24 protein-coding genes are annotated in these 24,551 nt (G+C 44.3%); 12 read left to right on the top strand and 12 right to left on the bottom strand.

Translation table 11 applies throughout. The annotated features are described in order from the left end of the window. Nucleotides 1–159 precede the first annotated feature (159 nt). The 3 genes from grpE to dnaJ all read left to right on the top strand — a co-directional run bounded on the left by grpE (nt 160) and on the right by dnaJ (nt 4,385). A complete protein-coding gene (grpE, locus tag HUO09_RS18995) occupies nt 160–774 on the top strand; it encodes a nucleotide exchange factor GrpE (protein ID WP_188235018.1) in 615 nt (204 codons plus the stop codon). Between the two features lie 284 nt (nt 775–1,058). Next, the gene (dnaK, locus tag HUO09_RS19000) at nt 1,059–2,972 is read left to right on the top strand and encodes a molecular chaperone DnaK (protein WP_167411930.1); all 1,914 of its coding nucleotides are present in this window, start codon (nt 1,059–1,061) and stop codon (nt 2,970–2,972) included. Between the two features lie 270 nt (nt 2,973–3,242). Beyond that, on the top strand, nt 3,243–4,385 hold the full coding sequence (dnaJ, locus tag HUO09_RS19005) for a molecular chaperone DnaJ (protein WP_167411931.1): 1,143 nt from the start codon (nt 3,243–3,245) through the stop codon (nt 4,383–4,385). Nucleotides 4,386–4,445: 60 nt separating this feature from the next. On the opposite strand, the gene HUO09_RS19010 is transcribed toward dnaJ, so the two are convergent. Continuing rightward, the gene (locus HUO09_RS19010; protein ID WP_167411965.1) at nt 4,446–4,886 is read right to left on the bottom strand and encodes a type IV pilin protein; all 441 of its coding nucleotides are present in this window, start codon (nt 4,884–4,886) and stop codon (nt 4,446–4,448) included. A gap of 96 nt (nt 4,887–4,982) precedes the next feature. Between HUO09_RS19010 and HUO09_RS19015 the strand changes: the two genes are divergently transcribed. From HUO09_RS19015 to HUO09_RS19030, 4 genes are read left to right on the top strand one after another with little or no spacing between them, the layout of a single operon-like run. Then, nucleotides 4,983–5,501, top strand: a complete 519-nt coding sequence (locus HUO09_RS19015; protein ID WP_188235019.1) for a GspH/FimT family pseudopilin — start codon at nt 4,983–4,985, stop codon at nt 5,499–5,501. Beyond that, a complete protein-coding gene (locus tag HUO09_RS19020) occupies nt 5,470–6,096 on the top strand; it encodes a pilus assembly protein PilW (protein ID WP_188235020.1) in 627 nt (208 codons plus the stop codon). The genes HUO09_RS19015 and HUO09_RS19020 overlap by 32 nt, the downstream gene beginning before the upstream one ends. Beyond that, nucleotides 6,093–7,331 carry a hypothetical protein gene (locus HUO09_RS19025; RefSeq protein ID WP_188235021.1) on the top strand — a complete coding sequence of 413 codons (1,239 nt, stop codon included), beginning with the start codon at nt 6,093–6,095 and terminating at the stop codon, nt 7,329–7,331. The genes HUO09_RS19020 and HUO09_RS19025 overlap by 4 nt, the downstream gene beginning before the upstream one ends. After that, nucleotides 7,321–7,743 (top strand): prepilin-type N-terminal cleavage/methylation domain-containing protein, encoded by a 423-nt coding sequence (locus HUO09_RS19030; protein ID WP_188235022.1) that lies wholly within the window; start codon nt 7,321–7,323, stop codon nt 7,741–7,743. The genes HUO09_RS19025 and HUO09_RS19030 overlap by 11 nt, the downstream gene beginning before the upstream one ends. Before the next feature lie 70 nt (nt 7,744–7,813). Here the strand turns inward: HUO09_RS19030 and fghA are convergent, their stop codons facing one another. Both fghA and HUO09_RS19040 read right to left on the bottom strand, forming a co-directional pair. Further along, nucleotides 7,814–8,662 (bottom strand): S-formylglutathione hydrolase, encoded by an 849-nt coding sequence (gene fghA / locus HUO09_RS19035; protein WP_167411944.1) that lies wholly within the window; start codon nt 8,660–8,662, stop codon nt 7,814–7,816. 94 nt (nt 8,663–8,756) lie between these two features. Next, nucleotides 8,757–9,890, bottom strand: coding sequence for an S-(hydroxymethyl)glutathione dehydrogenase/class III alcohol dehydrogenase (locus HUO09_RS19040; RefSeq protein WP_167411945.1), 1,134 nt, complete (start codon nt 9,888–9,890; stop codon nt 8,757–8,759). A 150-nt stretch (nt 9,891–10,040) separates the two neighbouring features. Between HUO09_RS19040 and HUO09_RS19045 the strand changes: the two genes are divergently transcribed. Beyond that, nucleotides 10,041–10,925 (top strand): LysR substrate-binding domain-containing protein, encoded by an 885-nt coding sequence (locus HUO09_RS19045; RefSeq protein ID WP_167411946.1) that lies wholly within the window; start codon nt 10,041–10,043, stop codon nt 10,923–10,925. Nucleotides 10,926–10,975: 50 nt separating this feature from the next. After that, nucleotides 10,976–11,503, top strand: a complete 528-nt coding sequence (tadA, locus tag HUO09_RS19050; RefSeq protein ID WP_167411947.1) for a tRNA adenosine(34) deaminase TadA — start codon at nt 10,976–10,978, stop codon at nt 11,501–11,503. Between the two features lie 107 nt (nt 11,504–11,610). Here the strand turns inward: tadA and HUO09_RS22495 are convergent, their stop codons facing one another. Continuing rightward, nucleotides 11,611–11,745 (bottom strand): hypothetical protein, encoded by a 135-nt coding sequence (locus HUO09_RS22495; RefSeq protein WP_262926951.1) that lies wholly within the window; start codon nt 11,743–11,745, stop codon nt 11,611–11,613. Between the two features lie 178 nt (nt 11,746–11,923). Continuing rightward, a complete protein-coding gene (gene mltF, locus HUO09_RS19055; protein ID WP_188235023.1) occupies nt 11,924–13,507 on the bottom strand; it encodes a membrane-bound lytic murein transglycosylase MltF in 1,584 nt (527 codons plus the stop codon). Between the two features lie 306 nt (nt 13,508–13,813). Here mltF and purL point away from each other — a divergent pair, with 306 nt between their 5' ends. Further along, the gene (gene purL / locus HUO09_RS19060; RefSeq protein WP_188235024.1) at nt 13,814–17,710 is read left to right on the top strand and encodes a phosphoribosylformylglycinamidine synthase; all 3,897 of its coding nucleotides are present in this window, start codon (nt 13,814–13,816) and stop codon (nt 17,708–17,710) included. Nucleotides 17,711–17,809: 99 nt separating this feature from the next. Here purL and HUO09_RS19065 read toward each other — a convergent pair whose 3' ends face one another. From HUO09_RS19065 to tsaA, 5 genes are all read right to left on the bottom strand, one after another. Then, nucleotides 17,810–18,001, bottom strand: coding sequence for a DUF4250 domain-containing protein (locus HUO09_RS19065; RefSeq protein WP_167411950.1), 192 nt, complete (start codon nt 17,999–18,001; stop codon nt 17,810–17,812). Continuing rightward, nucleotides 18,001–18,207 carry a YaeP family protein gene (locus HUO09_RS19070; RefSeq protein ID WP_167411951.1) on the bottom strand — a complete coding sequence of 69 codons (207 nt, stop codon included), beginning with the start codon at nt 18,205–18,207 and terminating at the stop codon, nt 18,001–18,003. The genes HUO09_RS19065 and HUO09_RS19070 overlap by 1 nt, the downstream gene beginning before the upstream one ends. Nucleotides 18,208–18,365: 158 nt before the next feature. Continuing rightward, entirely contained in the window at nt 18,366–19,010 is a 645-nt protein-coding gene (locus HUO09_RS19075; protein WP_188235025.1) for a tellurite resistance TerB family protein, read from the bottom strand. A gap of 103 nt (nt 19,011–19,113) precedes the next feature. Next, nucleotides 19,114–20,829, bottom strand: coding sequence for a proline--tRNA ligase (locus tag HUO09_RS19080; protein WP_188235026.1), 1,716 nt, complete (start codon nt 20,827–20,829; stop codon nt 19,114–19,116). 67 nt (nt 20,830–20,896) lie between these two features. Further along, nucleotides 20,897–21,592 carry a tRNA (N6-threonylcarbamoyladenosine(37)-N6)-methyltransferase TrmO gene (gene tsaA / locus HUO09_RS19085; protein ID WP_167411954.1) on the bottom strand — a complete coding sequence of 232 codons (696 nt, stop codon included), beginning with the start codon at nt 21,590–21,592 and terminating at the stop codon, nt 20,897–20,899. 136 nt (nt 21,593–21,728) lie between these two features. Between tsaA and ykgO the strand changes: the two genes are divergently transcribed. Together ykgO and HUO09_RS19095 are read left to right on the top strand one after the other, a co-directional pair. Next, nucleotides 21,729–21,854 carry a type B 50S ribosomal protein L36 gene (gene ykgO / locus HUO09_RS19090; RefSeq protein ID WP_081878768.1) on the top strand — a complete coding sequence of 42 codons (126 nt, stop codon included), beginning with the start codon at nt 21,729–21,731 and terminating at the stop codon, nt 21,852–21,854. Between the two features lie 224 nt (nt 21,855–22,078). Then, nucleotides 22,079–23,665, top strand: coding sequence for an AbgT family transporter (locus tag HUO09_RS19095; RefSeq protein WP_167411955.1), 1,587 nt, complete (start codon nt 22,079–22,081; stop codon nt 23,663–23,665). 109 nt (nt 23,666–23,774) lie between these two features. Here HUO09_RS19095 and HUO09_RS19100 read toward each other — a convergent pair whose 3' ends face one another. Next, nucleotides 23,775–24,224 carry a YaiI/YqxD family protein gene (locus tag HUO09_RS19100; RefSeq protein WP_167411956.1) on the bottom strand — a complete coding sequence of 150 codons (450 nt, stop codon included), beginning with the start codon at nt 24,222–24,224 and terminating at the stop codon, nt 23,775–23,777. Continuing rightward, a complete protein-coding gene (locus tag HUO09_RS19105; protein ID WP_188235027.1) occupies nt 24,221–24,514 on the bottom strand; it encodes a hypothetical protein in 294 nt (97 codons plus the stop codon). Before HUO09_RS19105 ends, HUO09_RS19100 begins: the two co-directional genes overlap by 4 nt. Nucleotides 24,515–24,551: the final 37 nt, after the last annotated feature.

The raw sequence follows: 24,551 nt of genomic DNA on the forward strand, positions 1-24,551 counted from the left end.
AGTTTCCAACTGAATTAGGCTTGAATCAAAATTCTTCATCCCCATAATAAAGGCAAGTTACGCTTTTATGCGAATTTTTGTGTCAAGAACGTAAAAGAGAATTCAGTTCCTTAGCGGTTATTACGTAAATGAGATAACTGAAGGAATGCAGGAGATATCATGAGCAACCAAGAAAACAAAGTTAAAGATGAAGAGCTGAAGCCAGAAGCGGTTGAAGTTGAAGCTGCAGCTGTCGGCACTGATGCTGATATCGATTGGAATCAAGATGACGCGCAAGAAGGCGAAGTGCTTGATGAGCAAGAAGCAAAAATTGCTCAGCTAGAGGCGGCATTGCTTTCTACTGAACAGCGTTTGAAAGATCAGCAAGACAGCGTATTACGCGCTAAAGCTGAAGTTGAGAACATGCGTCGTCGTTCTGAGCAAGAAATTGATAAAGCACGTAAATTTGCTTTGAACCGTTTTGCTGAAGAACTGTTGCCTGTTATCGATAACCTAGAGCGTGCGATTCAAGCGGCTGACATGGAAAACGAAGCGATTAAACCTGTGGTTGAAGGTGTTGAACTAACACACAAAACTTTCATTGGTGTGATTGAGAAGTTCGGTTTGAAAGAAATTAATCCAGAAGGTGAAGCTTTCAATCCTGAATTCCATCAAGCGATGTCAATTCAAGAAAGCCCAGACCACGAATCAAACACCGTTATGTTTGTGATGCAAAAAGGTTATGAGTTAAACGGTCGTGTAGTTCGCCCAGCAATGGTAATGGTTGCTAAGTAATCTTACTGAAAAAGAATGAAAACGGGAGGCAAGGGCCTCCCGTTTAGTTTGTCGTAAGACAATCTTTATCGAGTGAAATTAGGTTGTAGGGCGCTGAGTTTATATCCAGCATCAAAAAAAAAGCTCGAAAAGCCGATAATTTTTATTTTTTTTCATTTTTCCCCTTGAAATGCTTTTTGCCGCCCTTATCTATGGGGCATACAAGAAGCAAACATACATGTTTAGCTTTGTGGCCCGATAAGGGCATAACAAACGAACAGAGAATTTATTTCGGAGATAGCCTGATGGGTAGAATCATTGGTATTGACTTAGGTACGACTAACTCATGTGTTGCTGTACTAGACGGCGACAAACCTCGCGTAATTGAAAACGCAGAAGGTGAGCGTACCACCCCTTCTATTATTGCATATACAGACGGCGAAACATTGGTCGGTCAACCTGCAAAACGTCAAGCTGTAACGAACCCAGAAAACACGCTATTTGCTATTAAGCGTCTTATCGGTCGTCGTTTCGAAGACGAAGAAGTTCAGCGCGATATCGAAATCATGCCATACAAAATTGTACGTGCTGATAACGGTGATGCATGGGTTGAAGCGAAAGGCCAAAAAATGGCTGCACCTCAAGTTTCAGCAGAAGTTCTTAAGAAAATGAAGAAAACTGCAGAAGACTTCTTAGGTGAAGAAGTAACTGGTGCTGTAATCACAGTTCCTGCTTACTTCAACGATGCTCAACGTCAAGCAACGAAAGATGCTGGTCGTATTGCAGGTCTAGAAGTTAAACGTATCATCAACGAACCAACTGCAGCTGCTCTAGCTTACGGTTTGGATAAGAAAGGCGGCGACCGCGTTATCGCTGTATACGACCTTGGTGGTGGTACATTCGATATTTCAATCATCGAAATCGATGAAGTTGAAGGCGAGAAGACTTTCGAAGTTCTATCGACCAACGGTGATACTCACCTAGGTGGTGAAGACTTTGACAACCGTCTAATCAACTACTTGGTTGACGAGTTCAACAAAGAACAAGGTATCAACCTGAAGAACGATCCACTAGCTATGCAGCGTCTAAAAGAAGCAGCAGAGAAAGCGAAGATCGAACTTTCTTCAGCTCAGTCTACTGACGTTAACCTACCATACGTGACAGCTGACGCGACTGGTCCTAAGCACATGAACATCAAAGTTTCACGTGCGAAACTAGAATCTCTAGTTGAAGACTTGGTTCAACGTTCACTAGATCCATTAAAAGTTGCTCTAGCGGATGCAGATCTGTCTGTAGGTGACATCACTGACGTTATCCTAGTTGGTGGTCAAACTCGTATGCCTATGGTTCAAGCTAAAGTTACTGAGTTCTTTGGCAAAGAACCTCGTAAAGACGTAAACCCTGATGAAGCAGTAGCGGTTGGTGCTGCAGTTCAAGGTGGTGTACTTGCTGGTGACGTTAAAGACGTACTTCTTCTAGACGTAACTCCACTGTCTCTAGGTATTGAGACTATGGGTGGCGTTATGACTAAGCTAATTGAGAAAAACACGACGATTCCTACTAAAGCGAACCAAGTGTTCTCAACTGCTGAAGATAACCAAAGTGCAGTAACGATTCACGTACTACAAGGTGAGCGTAAGCAAGCGACTTATAACAAGTCTCTAGGTCAATTCAACCTAGAAGGTATTCAACCTGCACCACGTGGTATGCCTCAAATCGAAGTTATCTTCGACCTAGATGCGGATGGTATCCTTCACGTATCTGCGAAAGATAAACAAACTGGTAAAGAGCAGAAGATCACGATCCAAGCTTCAGGCGGTTTGAGCGACGATGAAATCGAGAAAATGGTACAAGAAGCAGAAGCTAACAAAGAAGCGGACAAGAAGTTCGAAGAGCTAGCAACTGCACGTAACCAAGCTGACCAAATGATTCACGCAACTCAAAAACAAGTTGCTGAAGCAGGTGAAGCTCTTCCAGCAGAAGATAAAGAGAAAATCGAAGCCGCTGTAGCAGCACTAGAAACTGCGAAGAAAGGCGACGACAAAGCAGAAATCGATGCAAAAGTTCAAGCGTTGATGGAAGCTTCTCAGAAGCTAATGGAAATTGCTCAACAGCAAGCACAAGCACAACAAGGTGCAGGCGATGAGCAGCAATCAGCTTCTAAAGAAGACGATGTTGTTGACGCTGAATTTGAAGAAGTGAAAGACGACAAGAAATAATTTGTTGTAAACGGATGGCTTGTTAAATGGCTGGTCATCTGTGTTCACGATTCATTCTATTTACTTGCGGGCGTCAGAGTATCTCTCTCGCCCGCATGTTTCTAGTTGTAGAGTCTATCTAGATAATACTATTTGCTCGTCAACTGATAGCGTCAACATAGTGATTGCTAAGTAAAACCTAAATTTGTTGTCAGTAATATTATCTAGATTGATTGATAAATGACGGAGAAGCACAGCGCTTCTCGCTCAAAGTAATTGGTAGTTTAAAACATGTCAAAACGTGATTTTTACGAAGTATTAGGCGTTAGCCGTGATGCCTCAGAGCGCGATATTAAAAAGGCGTATAAGCGCCTAGCAATGAAATTTCACCCAGACCGTAATCCGGGTGATGCGACTGCTGCGGATAAGTTTAAAGAAGTAAAAGAAGCGTATGAAATTCTGACTGATGATCAGAAAAAAGCCGCTTATGACCAATATGGTCATGCAGCCTTTGAACAAGGTGGCATGGGCGGTGGCGGCTTTGGCGGCGGCGGTGCTGACTTCGGTGACATCTTCGGTGATGTCTTTGGTGACATCTTCGGTGGTGCTCGTCGCGGCGGTGGCGGTCCTCGTGCGCAGCGCGGTGCAGATCTACGTTACAACATGGAACTGACTCTAGAAGAAGCGGTTCGCGGTTGCAGCAAAGAAATTGAAGTACCAACGCTAGTTCACTGTGATACTTGTAATGGCTCTGGTGCTAAGAAAGGTACATCTGCACAAACTTGTGGAACCTGTCATGGTCACGGTCAAGTGCAAATGCGCCAAGGTTTCTTCGCTGTGCAACAGACCTGTCCTACCTGTAATGGTAAAGGCAAAATCATTAAAGACCCATGTAATGACTGTCATGGTCAAGGTCGCAAGCAAAAAACCAAAACCCTTAACGTTAAAATCCCAGCAGGTGTGGATACTGGCGATCGTATTCGCTTATCTGGTGAAGGCGAAGCGGGAGAAATGGGTGCACCAGCAGGTGATTTGTACGTACAAGTACACGTGAAAGAGCACCATATTTTTGAACGTGATGGCAATAACCTTTACTGTGAAGTGCCAGTGAGCTTTGCTATGGCAGCTCTTGGCGGTGATGTTGAAGTTCCAACACTTGATGGTCGTGTAAACTTGAAAGTGCCAGAAGAAACGCAAACAGGTCGTATGTTCCGTATGCGTGGTAAAGGTGTGAAGAGTGTACGTGGTGGTGCAATTGGTGACTTGCTAGTGAAGCTGGTGGTAGAAACGCCGGTGAAACTAAGCTCACGTCAAAAAGAACTGCTACGTGAACTGGAAGACTCTTTCGGTGGCGAAGCGGGTCAAAAGCACAAGCCTAAATCAGAAGGTTTCTTCAACGGTGTTAAGAAATTCTTCGATGATCTAACCAGCTAATATCTGGTGATGAAAACTAAAAATAAGGCCAGCATTGCTGGCCTTATTTGTTTTTGAAACTTACAACCAGCAAACACTAGGTAAACTTTCTCCTGTGTGTGATAGCGTCAACTTGTTATAGGTATTCCCTAGGCAGGTGTCGTTGTTCTGTCCTTTTGTGGCCTTCGGCGTTGCTGTAATCAAATAGCCTGTCTGACTGACAGTGGCTGAAATCTCATATCTGTCACTATCCACTTCGCAAAAGCTATTGCAAATACCGTTCGTCATTATGCTATCGGCCGAATAACCGTTGTCGTAGTGCTCTTCCAAGTAGAGTTGCAATTTAGACATATCGGCCATTGCCTGCTTTCTATGTGCTTTCCTAATGTGGTCACTGTAGTTGGGGTAGGCGATAGCTCCTAGAATTCCAATGATGGCGACAACTAAGATTAATTCGATGAGTGTCAAACCTTGATGCTTACGTGACGCTATCTTGCAGTAAAATGTACGAATCATTTCTATTACTTCTCCATATCAACCTACGCCATTTTTAGTACCTGTTAGTATCGTTGCAAGTTGATTCATATTAATTGCAAGACTTACAGAGGAATTTGGGAAATGCTTCGCGGGTTCACTTTACTAGAGATGCTCATCACGATTTCTGTTATGTCGGTGTTGTTAGCTTTTGCTGCACCGAACCTTTATCTCTACCAACAGAAACACAAAATCATGAACTTAGCGTCTGAGTTGCATGGGTTTCTTGTCCAAGCTAAATCAGAAGCTGTTTTTCGTAATGCCGATCTCTGGGCTCATATTGAAATGGATAGTAATCCTACGGTAACGGGGAAGTGGTCTATCCGTGTGACTGATTCTGAAGTTTCAGCTGCAGGGGAAACGATACAGGTTATGACAGGAGATAGGTATCGAAACATATTTTTCCAATCTAATCACCCATCGAATCAAATTAAGTTCAATGGCATCAGAGGTAAGGTAACCAATGGCACCTTGCGCTTTGCATTGGCCAATGTGATTGAGAAACCGTTGAATTTAAGAAGTTCGTTTGGTGCTAGTCGACTCATTGTTTGCGGAGAAGGAGGGGAGTTCTATGGTTACTCGCAGTGCAATTCGCAAAATTAGTGGTTTCTCCATTGTTGAATTCATGGTTGCAGCTCTACTAGGAGGAATAGCATTAACGACCATGGGGAGTGTGCTCCTTTCAACTCAAAAATCTGCTAGTGAAAAAAGTAAACAAATCATGTTGCTGCAAAACATATCAAGCACATTGCATCAACTAAAAGAGGACATATTAAGAGCTGGATTCGATGATGGATTTGATACTTCAGCGCGATTCTTGGGTGAGTCAAAAGTCACCTATGTACATAGCCAACCTAACGCATTGGGGTATGTGTATAAAGTTCGCTCAAGCACTCCTCCCGAATATAGACACGTGTTGTATTGGTTAAATAGTAAAACTTCTAGTCTGATGTTCTGCGAAAAAAGCCGGCCAACGCTGATCTCTGTTTATTCTGCTGCAACTCAATTTGGTAACTGTTATTCCGTGTTTGACCCTAACCAAATATCTGTGAACCAATTCTCGGTTACTCGCCACCAGATTGATAGTGATGATGTAGAAAGTGCTTTTGTTATTGTTCGCATGGCTGCTCATCTGACGAAATACCCTGAAATTAATCAATATCTAGAGCTCAAAGTGACGCAGAGGAACTGGCAATGAGTAGGAGCTTACAAAAAGGTGTTACCACTTTAGCGGTCACCTCTATTTTATTAATGGTGGCGTTAACGGTGACGTTGGGCTCTCAGAAATCGCTTTTTTACCAAATTAAACGATCCCAAAATGAAATTAAATCTCGGCAAAATCATTGGTTAGCGGAAGGTGCTATCGAATGTGGTTATGCGCAATTCCGAGTTGAAAATAAGGTTCCACAAAATATTACTGATTGTGGCTCTGGGCATGGAGTTATTGCGTCTTTTATACCTTCCGTTCATGGTCAGCGCGTGGTTGCTCAAAGTGGATACAGTACTGTAGAAAAAGAAATCCTGATTAAGAATAGATTGAGCTCTGGGGCGCTTCAGTCGAACGCGGATTTGTATTTTCACTCTAGCTTGTCATTTGCGACACCCGATCCCGGCAAGTTAACGGAGAGAGGTTGGGAATGTGTTGCTCTTCGTTATGGGAGACGTTTTTATTCACCATCATTGACCAATCAGGGGGTTGTTCACGGCAGAAAACCCTATGAAGATTTTCATAACCCCGGTTACAAAGATTGTGCATCTTCTCATCGATCTTTCGGGCAATCGTGGAGACATTTAGGAAAAGACGTTGTTCAAGATACCAATTTATCTTTATTCGAACAGTTCTTTAATGTTCCTGCACACGAACATGACAAAGTGAAAATGAGTGACAAAGTAACGGTGATGGAAGGCGTTGGGTATCCTAAGCAAGTGCATAACTGCGGCAGTGCATTGGCATCGCAAATTCGCTCTGGCAAACACTTCCTTTGGGTTGAAGGAGGGTGTGAGATCAAAATGTCTGAATACAATAACTTGGTTAATGCTGCTTCTGTTACTGACGGCGTTTTGATACTCGTCCACGAAGGTATTTTCTCGGTGATGGGCAAGCCTCCCGGTGGTTCATCACAGCCGTTCAAAGGGGTTCTATTTCATTTCAATCGAGAGTTTGTTGCATCTCCTTATCAATGGGGAGGCTTTGTGGCGAATAGGATTTTGAATCACCCCACTTCTGTGATTGAGCGGTCATTTCGCAACATAGCTTCATATTATCAATATGGTGCGTTCAGTTTATCTGGTGGACAGTACTTTGATACACCAGGTCAGGCAGCGGTGTTTAATGATTCATTGGAAGTCAATTTTAACGGTGATGTCATCAACAACGTACAGGCAAATGTTAATCCACCAAGGTGGAGAGAAGGATCTTGGTATGCAGAATAAAAACAAACAGTCGGGTTTTAGTTTGGTTGAAGTGATGATCACTTTTGCTTTGATTGGCGTGAGTGCTTTAGGTCTTATCAAACTTCAAGCCTATATTGAGCAGCGTGCCGATTATGCTTTAAACAGTATTAAAGCGTTGAATGTTGCGGAACAGAGGTTAGAGTGGTTTCGAACTCGAGGCTCGAAAGCTACTCATCTGCGCGTTAAGACGCCTGATTATGATAGTAGTATTGCTTCCTATGTATGTAACGAAGATCCTGTTTACAGCGTGAGTTGGGATGTGCATGAACCCAATCCAGCATTGGCCGTAAAAACTATCACTATGGAAGTGTCTTGGTTTGACCGAAACGGAAGTAAGCAAACTGTCTCTCTGCAAACCATGCTGTCCAAATACAGTGAGTTTATTACCTAGTAATTCGAGAGAGTCATAAACTGTATACAAAAGCCCGCATGTCGCGGGCTTTTGGCATTGAGATAAAACATTACTCTGTTTTCAGGTGATTAGCGTGAAACTCAAGATGTTCATCAATAAATGTCTGAATGAAGTAGTAGCTGTGATCATACCCTGGCTGAATGCGCAGAGTTAAATTTGCTTTTGCTTCAATGGCTGCGGATTGCAATGTCTCTGGTTTGAGCTGCTCAGTTAAGAAGCTATCTGCGTTGCCTTGGTCAACCAATATTGGCGCGGTTACTAGGTGAGTTTTCATTAACTCGACCGCGTCATACTGTAGCCATTTACTTTTGTCTTCGCCTAAGTAGTTGCGGAACGCTTTTTGTCCCCAAGGCACGGCCATCGGGTGACATATAGGGCTAAATGCAGATATCGACGAGTAAGCCGTTGGATTTTTAATACCAATCGTTAACGCGCCGTGACCACCCATACTATGACCTGATATGGCTTTGCGCTTACTAACAGGAAAATTTGCTTCTATCAGTTGTGGCAGTTCATCAACGATGTAGCTGTACATCTGATAATGCTCCTGCCAAGGCTCTTGAGTTGCATTAAGATAAAAACCTGCACCGAGGCCGAAATCGTAAGCACCTTCCGGATCATCCGGAACACCTTCGCCTCTAGGGCTGGTATCTGGAGCGACAATTGCAATTCCTAATTCTGCCGCTTTTTTGAAAGCGCCCGCTTTCTGCATAAAATTTTCGTCAGTACAGGTGAGACCTGATAACCAATACAGCACAGGCACTGGTTTATCTTCGGTCGCTTCTAACGGCAGATAAATGGCAAAGCGCATTTCACAATTGAGTGTGCTGGATTGATGAATGTATTGCTTGTGCCAGCCATCGAAAACTTTCGCTTGGCTATGATTAATTAAACTCATTCTTCCTCCTATACCCAGTTTTCTGAAGTGACTGCTTAAACGGGCAGCCACTCGAAATTAAAAGGTATACGCTGTTTTTATATATCGCTCTGCACTATTTATCGAAGTGAACGACAGAGCGAATACTTTCGCCAGCATGCATCAAATCAAATGCATCGTTGATCTCATCTAAGGCCATGGTGTGAGTGATAAACTCTTGCAAGCCAAACTCACCTGCAAGGTATTGCTCAACGATACCCGGAAGTTGTGAGCGACCTTTAACGCCGCCAAATGCACTACCACGCCATACACGACCGGTGACCAATTGGAATGGGCGAGTAGAGATCTCTTGACCCGCGCCAGCAACACCAATAATAACCGATTCGCCCCAGCCTTTATGACAGCATTCAAGCGCTTGGCGCATCACGTTCACATTACCGATACATTCAAACGAGAAGTCCACGCCACCGTCAGTCATCTCAACAATCACTTCCTGAATCGGCTTATCGAAGTGTTGTGGGTTGATACACTCCGTAGCTCCCAGCTGTTTCGCTAATTCAAATTTTTTCTCATTAATATCGATACCTATGATGCGACTTGCGCCGACCATGCGAGCACCGATAATCGCTGAAAGACCGATACCGCCTAAACCGAAGATAGCAACAGTGTCGCCTTTCTTCACTTTTGCTGTGTTGATTACCGCGCCCATACCTGTTGTTACACCGCAACCTAACAGACAGATTTCTTCCAATGGTGCTTCTTTATTCACTTTCGCCAGAGAAATTTCTGGCAGTACTGTGTACTCAGAGAAGGTTGAGCAACCCATGTAGTGATAAATTGGCTGACCATCTTTGTAGAAACGCGTCGTGCCGTCTGGCATCAAACCTTTACCTTGAGTTTCACGCACTGCCTGACATAAGTTGGTTTTACCTGATTTACAGAACTTACATTCGCCACATTCCGCTGTATATAGCGGGATAACGTGATCACCAACTTCAACAGAAGTAACACCTTCACCCACCATCTCAACAATACCGCCACCTTCGTGACCAAGAATCGATGGGAACACGCCTTCTGGGTCTTCGCCGGATAACGTAAATGCATCAGTATGACAAACACCTGATGCCACAATTCGTACTAGCACTTCACCTTTACGAGGAAGCATGACATCGACTTCTTCGATTTTAAGAGGTTGGTTTGGCCCCCACGCAACCGCAGCGCGTGATTTTATGAATTTGTCTTGTGACATTTGCTCATCCTTTTAATCAATAACGAGGAGTGTTTGGTGTACTGCCAACACCATCAGTAGTCTTTTAGTATAGAAGCTTCTCTTTGGTTAATAATTGGGGGAAAATGAGAATAACTTTTACACTATTGTAATAATCAAAAAGAGTTGTCCATGGCAGGTTGGGAAGGAATTAACGAGTTTATTGCGGTTGCAGAGAGTGGAAGCTTCACTCAGGCCTCACTGCGCTTAAACACTTCAGTGGCAAATATCAGCCGTCGTGTTGCGACGCTGGAAGAGCGACTGAAAGTGAAACTGTTGGTGAGAACGACACGCAAAGTGTCTCTGACTGAAGCAGGGCAGGTTTACTTTCAACAATGCCGAGTGTTGGTTGAAGGTTTAGAACAAGCAGAGCAAACCGTTACTCAAATGCAGCAAACGCCGCAAGGCAAACTGAAAGTGACCGCTCCAGTGACTTACGGTGAGCAAAAAATAGCGCCTATACTGCATCAGTTTCTTCAGCAACATGAACAGTTAAATCTAGAGTTAGTGCTCACTAATCAAAAACTCGATTTAATTGAACAAGGTGTCGACCTTGCTATCCGCTTGGGGCAGTTAGACGATTCCAGTTTTCGAGCAAAGAAACTGAGTAATCGACAGTTATATGTTTGTGCGACACCGGAATACTTAGCGCGCTTTGGTGTCCCTCATACTTTGTCTGAGCTTAATAAGCATCAATGTTTGACTGGAACTTATGATCACTGGCGCTTCAAGGAGCACGGCCAGTCACGTTCTATACGGGTAAAAGGCAATATTCACTGCAACAGTGGCATTGTATTGTTGGATGCTGCACTTCGCGGAATGGGCATGGTTCAGTTACCGGATTACTATGTAAGTGAACATTTATCTTCAGGAGCATTGGTCGAAGTGCTTCCTTCGTATCGTGATGACAGAGAAGGGGTTTGGGCGCTTTATCCGCACAATAGGCATTTATCGGCCAAAGTACGTCTGCTGGTGGATTACCTTGCACAAAGCTTATCCGCCGAAGCTGTTGTATAATTTCGTCCAATAAAGGGCAAACAAACCCAAGTCCAACAAGAGAGAGAATAATGACGGAATCCCAAGCTGAATTTAGCCCACAAGATGAATTCTTTATGCGCCAAGCGATGGCTTTAGCCGCTAAGGCTGAAGAGCAGGGAGAAGTTCCGGTAGGTGCGGTATTGGTCAAAGATGGCGAAATCATTGCTCAAGGCTGGAACCGTTCAATTGGTAACCATGATGCAACCGCTCACGCTGAAATTCAGGTTTTACGTCAGGCCGGTGAGAAGTTAGAAAACTATCGCCTGTTAGATACAACTTTGTATGTCACGCTGGAACCTTGCCCTATGTGTGCTGGTGCTTTGCTGCATAGTCGAGTAAAGCGAATTGTGTATGGTGCTCCAGATCTTAAAGCTGGTGCAGCAGGTACGGTGTTGAATATTTTTGACAGTCCCGCCGCTTATCACTACGCCACGATTGAAAAAGGCTTATTAGAAGATGAGTGCCGCCAACAGTTACAAGCCTTCTTCAAGCGTCGTCGCAAAGAAATCAAGACATTAAAAGATGAGCTGAAACGAGATCAAACGGTTGAGAAATAGAAGTAAAACGTGAAAAAGAATTGGGAATAAGAAAACAAGAAGAGTGAGAATGGATTTTGGCAAACATCTACGATCGTAGATGTTTGCATCCCTAAAATATCAGCTGATTACAAGTACAGTTCTTCCAAATGTACATACGCTCGGTGACGTGCTAGCACTTTCTTCTTTGTATTGGCTAGCATACGGCGACGGCGGTTAGCTGATACTGCTTTGTTAAGGAGTTTAGGCCTGCGTTTAAGCATAAAACGTCCCCCTTTCAGTACTAACTATCACAACAAACCCCAATTATTCATCCAATCAGGGCGCTAAACTATCAAACTTATTTGACGTTTTTATGTATCCGATTTTACTTGTTTTTATTTGTAGAGTAAGAGCGGATGCACATACTATTTATGGGTTCCGAACAAAAAAATCAAGTGTTTATTTTTGAATTGATGCAGGGTTATCATCTGCCAATTCTTCTTGCTCAGAATCTAAGCTGCCATCGTCATTTTGTGAATCATCAATAGACTCATCAAGTGCATTTTCATCACCATTATCTTCTACCGGCAAATTAATGACGGTAATGTCATCGGTGCCTGATTCGACGCTAACGACTTTCTGTTGCTCTAAGTGACCGATGATACTTTGATAATAGCGACGGATGTTCTCTACATAGTTGCGAGCTTCGTCGCCACGTGCATAGCCATAGATGGTTTTAGAGAAATATTTTTTCTGACGTAACAAAGGTAGTCTGTCTTTTACTTCAGCCCAAGTATCCGGATCGCTGCCTTGGAGTTTGGTTAGGCGACGGGCATCCATCATGTGTCCGTAACCAACATTGTACGAAGCAAGAGCAAACCATATCTTTTCGTGGTCAGAAATGGAATCGGGGACTCGAGCGACCATTCTGCGTAAGTACTCAACGCCACCGCGAATCGATTGTTCTGGATCCAGACGATTGGAGACATCAACACTTTTTGCTGTCGGTAATGTCAGCATCATCATACCACGCACACCTGTTGGCGATTTTGCTCTCGGGTTCCAATGAGACTCCTGATAAGCCAGTGCTGCAATTAAACGCCAGTCAAACTCGTCCGAATACTTTTGGAACAACGGAGCCCATTTAGGCAGTCGGTTATCAAGCGCTCGGATAAACGCACGCGTGTCTACATAGTCGAAAGTGCCAATGTGACCGATGTATTTTTCTTCTAACGATGCCAAAGCTCCAGATTGTTTAAGTTCACCAAAAAACTCGATCATCATGGCGTACAGACTTTCGTCTTGTGAGCGACGCATAAACCAAGAGATAGGCTGATCTTCAGTCACTTCGAAGGCGGATGCGAGATCTGGGTAAATTCGTTGAGAAAGTGACACTTCTACCGAATCTGCCATAGTAAACAACAATGAACCATCAGATACTCTTTTGAGCAGATCATTAACATCAGAGTTGATATCAATGTGGAAATCAAAATCTGGGTAATCTTTTTTAAGTCCGTTGAGCGTTGTCGCAAAATGAGAATCATCAACTACGCTGAAAATTGGCTGCCCTTCATTTTGATCTTCAAGCTCTTTTTGCTTATTGACGAGTTGTTGAATATTACGTGGACGCCACTGTCCTTTTTTATACACCACTTGTTGAGATACGTAATAGTAAGCAGGGCCAGCACGGTAGTCCTTGAGTCGTTCTTCCGATTGGCTAAGACCTGCAGCAATAATATCGATCTCGCCGTTTTTCAAGGCTGGAAACAGACTGGAGAGGCGATACGCAGGTTTCATCTCAAGTCTTACATTCAGTTGCGCTGCAAATTCTCGGGCTAGTTCATAATCCAAACCAGAAGGACCATCCGGACCGATATAGTAAGAAAGTTGGTTATTTAATGTACCAACACGCAAGACGCCGCGTTCACGGATCTGGTCAAGTTCACTTTTCGGTTCGGAATCAATTTGGCAGCCACTCACTAAAAGTGTCAATAAAAATAGAGTGAAGCCACGGCTGAGTGAATGATAAAAAAGCTTTGTCATTAATTCGAGATCTCTAACATCAATTAGTGCCTTTATATCAAAGGCTGCTCGTATGGCAAAGTGATAGCTTGTTACTAAGCTTGTTGTGTCTGAAAATTGTTCAAACAGGGTGAAATTCAAAATTAATGAAAAAAATGACGCAAACGGTTGCTTTTGGTGTTACGTCACAAAAAAAAATCCTCTATAATGCGCTCGCATCACAGAGATGAAATCGGCATAAGTTTTAATTTATTAGATTAACGTACTGATAAATCGATGAATTTATACCAATTACACCTCAATCAATGGATATAGAGACCTTTGCACATGAGAATTTTGCGTGGTTCCCCAGCTCTTTCTGAGTTTCGTGTCAATAAACTACTCGAGACGTGTCGTGAACAAAACTTACCTGTGACGGGTATCTATGCAGAGTTCATGCACTTTGCTGATCTCAAGGCAGATTTGGACGACAGTGAAATCGAAAAACTTGAGAAGTTACTGACTTACGGTCCAACAATTCAAGAACACGAGCCACAAGGCTTACTACTTCTTGCTACTCCTCGCCCGGGTACTATTTCTCCTTGGTCTTCTAAAGCAACGGACATCGCTCATAACTGTGGTCTAGCAAATGTTAAGCGTCTAGAGCGCGGTACAGCTTATTACATTGAGTCTGAAGGTGAACTTTCAGCTGACCAAATCGCAAGCATCAACGCTTTGATTCATGACCGTATGATGGAAGTGGTGTTCACGGAACTTGAGCAAGCAACCGCACTATTCAAATCTGCAGAACCAGCGCCTGTTGCTTACGTTGATCTACTCTCAGGTGGCCGTAAAGCGCTTGAAGAAGCCAACGTTACCCTTGGTCTAGCGCTTGCTGAAGACGAGATCGACTACTTACTTGAGAGCTTTGTGACTAAGCTTGAGCGTAACCCGACTGACATCGAATTAATGATGTTTGCACAAGCAAACTCAGAGCACTGTCGCCATAAGATCTTCAACGCCGATTGGACAATCGACGGCGTGAAGCAAGACAAATCACTGTTCAAGATGATCAAGAACACCATGGAGTTGACTCCTGATTACGTTCTGTCTGCTTACAAAGATAACGCTGCGGTAATGGAAGGCTCTGAAGTTGGTCGTTTTTTCCCGAACCCAGAGACTCGTCAATACGGCTACAGCCACGAAAAAGCACACATTCTGATGAAGGTGGAAACACACAACCACCCAACCGCTATTTCTCCATGGCCGGGTGCTTCAACAGGTTCTGGCGGCGAAATCCGTGATGAGGGCGCAACGGGTATCGGTGGTAAACCGAAAGCTGGTTTAGTTGGTTTTACAACCTCTAACTTGCGTATTCCAAACTTTGTACAGCCTTGGGAAACGGACTTCGGTAAGCCGGGTCGTATCGTTAATGCTCTGGATATCATGCTTGAAGGTCCTCTAGGTGGCGCAGCCTTTAACAACGAATTTGGTCGTCCTAACCTATTAGGCTACTTCCGTACCTACGAAGAGAAAGTGACGTCTCATGCAGGTGAAGAGATCCGTGGTTACCACAAGCCAATTATGATTGCTGGTGGTTTAGGTAACATCCGTGACGAACACGTACAGAAGAAAGAAATTCCCGTCGGTGCAAGCCTGATCGTTCTTGGCGGCCCTGCAATGAACATCGGCCTTGGTGGCGGTGCAGCTTCTTCTATGGCTTCTGGTCAGTCTGCGGAAGATCTTGATTTTGCTTCGGTACAACGTGAAAACCCAGAGATGGAACGTCGTTGTCAGGAAGTTATCGACCGTTGTTGGCAGCTTGGTGAAGCAAACCCAATCGCATTTATTCACGATGTGGGCGCGGGCGGTATCTCTAACGCATTGCCAGAGCTAGTTGACGATGGCGAACGTGGCGGTATTTTCCAATTACGTGACGTGCCAAATGATGAACCGGGAATGAGTCCGTTAGAAATTTGGTGTAACGAATCTCAAGAACGTTATGTATTGGCAGTTGCGCCAGAAAACATGGCGGATTTCGATGCGATTTGTAAGCGTGAACGTGCTCCTTACGCAGTTGTAGGTATTGCAACTGAAGAGCGCGAACTGAAGTTGGAAGATACACACTTCGACAACACGCCTATCGATATGCCAATGGATATCCTGTTAGGTAAAACACCTAAAATGCACCGTGATGCGAAAACTGCGAAGGTGAGCAGCCCAGCTATTGATCGTTCAGGTATTGAATTGGGTGATGCCATTGAGCGTGTTCTTCGTCTTCCAGCGGTAGCAGAGAAAACATTCCTTATCACCATTGGTGACCGTACGGTAACGGGTCTTGTGGCTCGTGATCAAATGGTTGGCCCATGGCAGGTTCCTGTTGCGAACTGCGCAGTAACCGCAGCAAGTTACGACACTTACCACGGTGAAGTTATGGCAATGGGTGAACGTACGCCTGTAGCACTACTGGACTTCGGTGCGTCTGCGCGTCTAGCGGTTGGTGAAGCAATCACTAACATCGCTGCAACTGAAATCGGCGATATCAAACGTATCAAGCTGTCGGCTAACTGGATGTCTCCAGCGGGTCACCCAGGTGAAGATGCTGGTCTTTACGAAGCAGTGAAAGCGGTGGGTGAAGAGCTGTGTCCTGCACTGGGTCTAACTATCCCTGTAGGTAAAGACTCAATGTCTATGAAGACTAAGTGGAACGAAAATGGTGAAGACAAAGAAGTCACTTCGCCACTTTCACTGGTCATTACAGCATTCTCTCGCGTTGAAGATGTACGTAAGACGGTAACGCCTCAACTACGTACCGATTTAGGTGAATCAAGCCTAGTGCTTATTGACCTAGGTAACGGTAAGAACCGCCTAGGTGCGACAGCTCTGGCTCAGGTTTACAAGCAATTGGGTGATAAGCCTGCTGATGTAGATAATGCAGAGCAGCTAAAAGGCTTCTTCAACGCAATTCAAAGCTTAGTAAGCAACGACAAGTTAATTGCTTATCACGATAAAGGTGACGGCGGTCTGTTCGTAACTCTTGCTGAGATGGCGTTTGCTGGTCACTGTGGTGTTAAAGCAAATATTGAAGCACTAGGCGAAGATGCACTGGCTGCACTATTCAACGAAGAGCTAGGTGCTGTGGTTCAGGTTAAGAACGATGAGCTTGAAGCTGTACTGGCTGTTCTTGCGGACAACGGCTTAGCAGCATGTTCACACGTAGTGGGCGCTGTAGAAGCTTCTGACAAGCTGGTTATCGCTTCTGGTGAAACAGTATTAGTCGACCGTTCAAGAACGGAACTTCGTACTATCTGGGCTGAGATGACTCACAAAATGCAAGCGTTGCGTGACAACCCTGCATGTGCAAACCAAGAGTTTGATGCGAAGAAAGACAACTCAGACCCAGGTCTGAACGTGAAACTAAGCTTCGACACTAACGAAGATGTCGCGGCTCCTTACATTGCGAAAGGTGCTAAGCCTAAGATGGCGATTCTGCGTGAGCAGGGTGTAAACTCGCATGTTGAAATGGCTGCGGCGTTTGACCGTGCAGGCTTTGAAGCTACTGATATCCATATGAGCGATATCCTGACTGGTCAAGCTGTACTCGAAGAGTACCAAGGTCTTGTGGCTTGTGGCGGTTTCTCTTACGGTGACGTACTGGGTGCTGGTGAAGGTTGGGCGAAGTCAGTGCTATTTAACGCACAGGCGCGTGACCAGTTTGAAACCTTCTTCAACCGTGAAGATACCTTCTCTCTAGGTGTGTGTAATGGCTGTCAGATGCTTTCTAACCTGAAAGAACTGATCCCAGGTGCAGATTTATGGCCACGTTTCGTACGTAACGAATCTGAACGTTTTGAAGCTCGCTTTAGCTTGGTAGAAGTTCAGAAATCAGACTCTGTATTCTTCGATGGCATGGCCGGTTCTCGTATGCCTATCGCTGTTTCTCACGGTGAAGGTCGTGTAGAAGTTCGTGATGAAGCACACCTTGCTGCCATCGAAAACTCAGGCACGGTAGCGGTTCGTTTTGTTGATAACTTGGGTAACCCAACTCAACAATATCCAAACAACCCGAATGGTTCGCCAAACGCAATTACCGGTCTAACAACAGCAGATGGTCGTGTGACTATCATGATGCCTCACCCTGAGCGTGTATTCCGTACAGTGGCGAACTCATGGCATCCAGATAGCTGGGGCGAGAACGGCGCTTGGATGCGTATGTTCCAAAACGCACGTAAGAACTTAGGTTAATAACAGACCTGTGAATTAAAGCTACTAAATTTCAGATAATTAAAAACGCAAACCCTCGGGTTTGCGTTTTTTTACATTCTATATCATCAATTTCGAAGATTAACGAAATTGACCAGCCTCTGGCAGAAACTCAAAGCCAGCTGTGGCCAGCTTTGCTTCAAGTGCAGCTCGGTCAATATCGAAGTAAGCAACCAGTTTGTCTAAATCACCGTTAAAGTCGTCACGCAACTTCATGTTCACTATGCTCATCAGCATGACAGTGTCCATCGAGGCGAAATTTGCGAGATCCATTATTTATCCTCGAAATCTGAAATCAGTAAATTTGCCGCAGCATAGGCGGCTTTTTCTCTCACTTCCTTAGGTAAAGAAGTATCCGCTGCGACATCGTTCAGAGCACGAACTGCGCAGCTAATGGCTTGAGGAACATAGGCTTGATCGCCACTACCAATTTGAGCGTATAACTCGCGAACTAAATCACAACAACCGTAAACTTGCATAACTCTATCCCACTTTTACAAAACGAATAGTACAGAATGAATAGTACAGAACGAGACGTCTGCCTTATAAATGATAACTGCTCTCAATATACACAGAGAGCAGAATGAAGACAAAAGTTACCTTTGAGCTGGCTCAATCTTGAGTTTCAGACGGTGAATTATTCACCGTTTATCTGTTGATGAATGTTATTTACTAACTCTCCACTCAAACCGAGTTGCTTCGCCAGTTCTTGCAGATACGCTTTTTCCATAAAGTTTTGCTCATCGGCAACTATTGCTGAAGCAAGATAAATTTCCGATGCCTGAGCCGGAGTTTGCGCGAGCGCAGCGATTTCATTCGGATCTAAAGGCTTTTTCAACTCTTGTTGGAACAGTGTTTGAACGTCGTTATCAGCACCAATCTCATTAATCACTTGGTTTATCTTAGCCATTTCTTGCTCGTCTACGTGTCCATCCGCTTTGGCAGAAGCGATCATTGCTTTAAGAATGTGTATTTCATGGCGAGGATTCGATTGGTCAAAGGTCGCTGGTTGAGGGGATTCATTTTGATTGGCTTGCCAGTCGTTATACATCTTATAGGCGAGAGCCCCCAGAGCCGCAGAACCACCGATGGTGAGCGCTTTTTTGCCCAACTTCTTGGTTTTCTTTGAACCCATTAAAAGGCCAATGATACCTCCGCCGAGTGCGCCAGCACCAAGCGTGGCAAGCTGGCTTTTATCCTGAGCTAAAGACTGAGCTTGCTGTTTACCGGATTGAACCAAATTGGAGTTGAGTGCTTGATTGAGTAGGGCTTTGAGATCCATATCTTTCTCCTTTTTGTTTTATGCAGTTTAGAAGAGAAATGATGAATCCAGCATTAATAAAAAAGGCTGCCATTTGGCAGCCTTCAAAGATAGACGTTCTAGATTAAGCCATTTGCGACTTGATGTGCTCGACGATATCAGTCATTGCCACTGGCGTCTTATCACCAGTGCGACGGCTTTTATATTCGAAATTACCTTCGTCCATACTACGATCACCGATAACGATCGTATGAGGTACACCAAGTAGTTCCATATCAGAGAACATAACACCTGGACGTTCTTTACGGTCATCGAATAGAACTTCGATACCAGCAGCTGTCAGTTCAGCATATAGCTTCTCTGCCGCTTCTTGAACGCGCTCAGATTTGTGCATGTTCATCGGAACGATAGCCACTTGGAACGGTGCAATAGCGTCTGGCCAGATGATACCGTATTTATCGTGGTTCTGTTCAATCGCAGCAGCCACTACACGAGTTACACCGATACCGTAACAACCCATTTCTAGAATAACGTTCTTACCGTCAGCGCCTAGAACACCACAGTTCATTTTCTCAGAGTAGTTCGTACCAAGCTGGAAGATGTGACCAACTTCGATACCACGCTTAAGCATGATAGTCCCTTTACCACATGGACTTGGGTCACCTTCAACAACGTTACGTAGGTCTTCAACTTGACCTAGTTGAACGTCACGGCCCCAGTTAATACCGAAGTAGTGTTTACCATCAACGTTTGCACCAGCACTGAAGTCACTGGTTACTGCAACTGTACGGTCAACAATGAATGGCAGTTCTAGACCTACAGGGCCTAAAGAACCTGGGCCTGCGCCAATCAGAGCGCGAATCTCTTCTTCAGAAGCCATCTCCAATGGAGAAGCGACTTCTTTCAAGTTTTCTGCTTTTACTTCGTTTAGCTCGTGATCACCACGGATGATCAGTGCAATGATGTCTGCGTCAACTTCGTCTGATGCTTTAACGAAAAGCGTTTTAACGGTTTTCTCGATAGGCAGTTCAAATTGCTCAACAAGTTCTGCAATGGTTTTCGCATTTGGCGTATCAACCAGAGTCATCTCTTGAGTTGGTGCAGCTAGCTCAGTTGCAAGTGCAACCGCTTCTGCTTTTTCGATGTTCGCTGCGTAATCAGACTCTGTAGAGAATGCGATTAAATCTTCGCCGCTTTCTGCCAATACGTGGAACTCTTGTGAGCCACTACCACCGATAGCACCGCTATCAGCCAATACTGGACGGTAATCAAGACCCATGCGGTCGAATGCTTTACAGTAAGCATCGTGCATAGCGTCGTAAGATTTTTGCAGACCATCTTTATCAATGTCGAAGCTGTATGCATCCATCATTGAGAATTCACGAGAGCGCATCACACCAAAACGAGGGCGGCGTTCATCGCGGAATTTAGTCTGGATTTGGTACAGGTTTAGAGGTAGTTGCTTGTATGAGCTAACCTCGTTACGCACAAGAGCAGTAATCACTTCTTCTGCTGTTGGGCTTAGTACAAACGGACGAGTGTGGCGGTCAGTAAAGCGAAGTAACTCAGGACCCATCTTTTCAGAACGACCTGTCTCTTCCCATAGTTCAAACGGCTGCACAACGGGCATTAGCGTTTCAATTGCCCCTGCATTGTCGATTTCTTGGCGAATGATGGTTTCGACTTTACGCAGTACGCGAAGACCGGTAGGTAGCCAAGTGTAAAGACCTGAAGCTAGCTTACGGATCATACCCGCACGTAGCATGAGCTGGTGGCTCACTACTTCTGCGTCGTTTGGAGTCTCCTTCAGAGTAGAAAGAAGATATTTACTGGTACGCATTTATGGTATCCGTTTATCAAAGGTGGTAATAAATTTAGCCGCTAATAATATCAGCCAAATGCGAATGTCAAAAGGGTTCAATAGTAGTAACTGTCACTAAGTTACCAGATATGGTGAATTTTACGTTCAAATTGTACAAATGTACTGCGTATTGCTTATCGTCTGGCTTATTTTTCTTGTAAGCAGGACGAGGATCTTGTGCTAGAACTTCGCTGATCACCGCTTGCTTGACGGTTGAATCCGGTAGCGACTGCAAAATCGCCAGAGCTGTGGGGCTAAATTCAACTTCAATTGTGGAGGGCTCCGCATCTGCGTATCCACCTTTTGCTTCTGGTACGGAATCAGAATAGGGGATATAGGGTTTGATATCGACGATGGGAGTTCCATCAACCAGATCAACACTGCCCACTTCTATATAGATTTGATCGCCTTCTTTATCTATGCCTCGAAATTCCACTGCAGACATACCAATGCCATTCGGTCGAAATGTCGAACGGGAAGCCAATACACCCACTCTTTCATTGCCACCAAGGCGAGGTGGACGAACCGTTGGTTTCCAACCCGCCTCTAGGTTCTGATCAAACAAGAACAGTACCCAAAGATGACTGAATTGCTCTAATTCACGTACGGCTTCCATACAATTCAGCTCGCCTAATAGTTTGATACGTGCTGTTGCGCTGGGCACTAAACGCGGCTGACGGGGAACGGCAAACTTCTCTTTGTACGGAGTTTCGATGGTAGCTATAGGTGTGATTGTGTGCATTGGTGTGTATTGAGTTTGGCTAAAGAAATAAAAGTGAAAATATCATACCTAACAGAGAACCGTAGTAATTATTGTTGACAGTAATTCTCTTTTGATATGTTATATTATAACAATAATGAATTGCGAGGTTTCATCCATGAAAGTATTAAGTTCTCTGAAAAGTGCCAAAAATCGTCATCCAGGTTGCCAGATTGTAAAACGTCGCGGACGTCTTTACGTTATCTGTAAGGCTAACCCAAGATTTAAAGCCGTACAGAGATAAGTAGCGGCTACAACTTAAATATTGCTGTTAACTTATAATATTCCTTAAATACATTTGTCTAGTTTATAACACTGTATATGGTGCTGATTTGAATTATTTTATGCTCAATATGAAATAATCTGTAACATCTTTGATTTTGTAATGTTCACTCCCTAAAGTACTCTTCGCCGCGCTTTTGACATTTTTGTCACAAATGCACAGAGAAAACTACAAGGAGGAAACAGATGAGTTCGTCTGCTTCAATAAACAAACCAGCACCTAAAAAGTCCCTTTTTACCCGCTTTTTAGATGGTGTTGAGTATTTAGGGAATCTTTTACCCCATCCGATTACTTTATTCGCTATCTTCTGTTTAGCGATTCTTATTTCATCAGGCATTGCAGGCTACTTTGAAGTCTCAGTAATGGACCCTCGTCCAGAAGGCGCTAAAGGCCGTGCTGCTGATGGTATGATCCATGTTGTTAGCCTGCTTAATGCAGAGGGCTTGCAACTGATCGTTACTAACCTAGTGAAAAACTTCGTTGGTTTCGCCCCTCTAGGTACAGTGCTTGTTGCTATGCTTGGTGTGGCAATTGCTGAATATTCTGGTCTTTTATCTGCTGCAATGCGTGGTCTAGTCATGGGTGCATCTGCTCGCATGGTGACTGTCACTGTTGTCTTTGCTGGTATCATTTCTAACACAGCATCTGAACTTGGCTACGTGGTATTGATTCCACTTGCGGCTATGTTGTTCCACTCATTAGGTCGCCATCCGTTAGCCGGTCTGGCTGCGGCATTTGCTGGTGTATCTGGCGGTTATTCTGCAAACCTTCTGATTGGTACGGTTGATCCATTGCTTTCAGGTATCACTGAAACAGCAGCACAAATGATTGACCCTACGTACACCGTTGGTCCAGAAGTAAACTGGTACTTCATGTTTGTCTCTACCTTCTTTATTGCAGGTATGGGTGCTTACGTGACTGAGAAGATCGTTGAACCTAAATTAGGTAAATACAATCCTGAAGAAGCAGCAGAAGATCTGTCTAAAGACAAGATGGGTACTCTAACTGCAATCGAGAAACGTGGTTTGAAAATGGCTGGTGTTGCAGTACTTGTAGTAAGTGCTCTTCTGGCTTGGACTATCGTACCCGCTGATGGTGTTCTGCGTTCTGCTCAAGGTACTGTTGCTGGTTCGCCGTTCCTGAAAAGTATTGTTGCTTTCATCTTCGTATTCTTCGCAATTCCAGGCTTCGTTTATGGCCGTGTTGTGGGGACGATGAAAACTGACCGCGATGTTATCGATGCGATGGCGAAATCTATGTCATCTATGGGCATGTATATCGTACTGGTATTCTTTGCTGCCCAGTTTGTTGCGTTCTTCAAGTGGACTAACTTTGGTCAGGTATTTGCTGTTGCAGGTGCAGACTTCCTACAAAGCATCGGCTTAACGGGTCCAATGTTGTTCTTCGCATTTATCCTGATGTGTGGCTTCATTAACCTGATGATTGGCTCGGCATCTGCTCAGTGGGCAGTAACAGCACCAATTTTTGTTCCAATGTTAATGCTAGTAGGCTATGCGCCTGAGACGATTCAAGCAGCTTACCGTATTGGTGACTCAACCACTAACATCATCACACCAATGATGAGTTACTTTGGTCTGATCTTAGCGGTTGCTACTCGCTACATGAAGAATTTAGGTATTGGTACGCTAATCGCAACCATGCTGCCTTACTCAATCTGCTTTATTGTTGGTTGGAGCTTGCTGTTCTACGTTTGGGTATTCTTACTAGGTCTACCAGTAGGCCCTGGTGCAGCAACTTACTACACGCCATAAGTCATGTTCGCTTTAAGCGACATACCTTGATTGGTTATATAGCTTGATTAGTTATATAGATAATAAAAAAACCTGCGAGATTCGCAGGTTTTTTGCATTGAAAATCGAATTATTTTTTAAACTTCGCCAGATATCTGTCCAGATGGTTAGCGAACTCGCGTCGATCAGTCTGAGACAGCGCGCTTGGGCCTCCAGTCTGAATGCCACTTGAGCGCATCGTTTCCATAAAGTCGCGAATATTGAGACGTGCTTTTATGGTTTCTTTGGTATAAAGCTCACCGCGTGAGTTCAGCGCCAATGCGCCTTTGGTAATGACTTCGTCCGCAAGCGGAATGTCTGACGTGATGACCAAGTCATTCGCTTCTACTCGTCTTACAATTTCATTATCTGCAATGTCAAAACCTGCAGGGACTTGTATCGAATGAATATTAACTCGTTTCGGAACAGGAATGATGTGGTTGGCTACGAAGGTACACTCAATCCCCGTGCGTTCTGCGGCGCGTACAATCGTTTCTCTTATCACTTTCGGGCAAGCGTCTGCGTCAACCCATATCTTCATTGAGCTTTACCATTGATTTGTTGTTCTAACTGTTCAATACGTTTAGTGAGCTGAACTATGGTCTGTTCTAGCTGAGTAATACGATCCGTATCCCCACAGGTTTTTGCCGCAATTTCTACTTTCGGAACACGGTTAGCATTCTTCCAGCTTTTGATTGCAGTAATAAGAGCAGCCATAGGAACTGATGTGCTCATACGTGCTTTTACCAGCGCAACGGTAGGTTCTTTTCCTTGTTGTTGCAGAGTGGTCAGCACTCTTTCGAGCTCTTTTGTGACATCTTGTGTGAGCATAGGTCATCCTTCTATCTGTTGGCGTGATTTTATATCA

This window comes from Vibrio sp. Y2-5 (assembly GCF_014596725.1).
GTDB lineage: Bacteria > Pseudomonadota > Gammaproteobacteria > Enterobacterales > Vibrionaceae > Vibrio.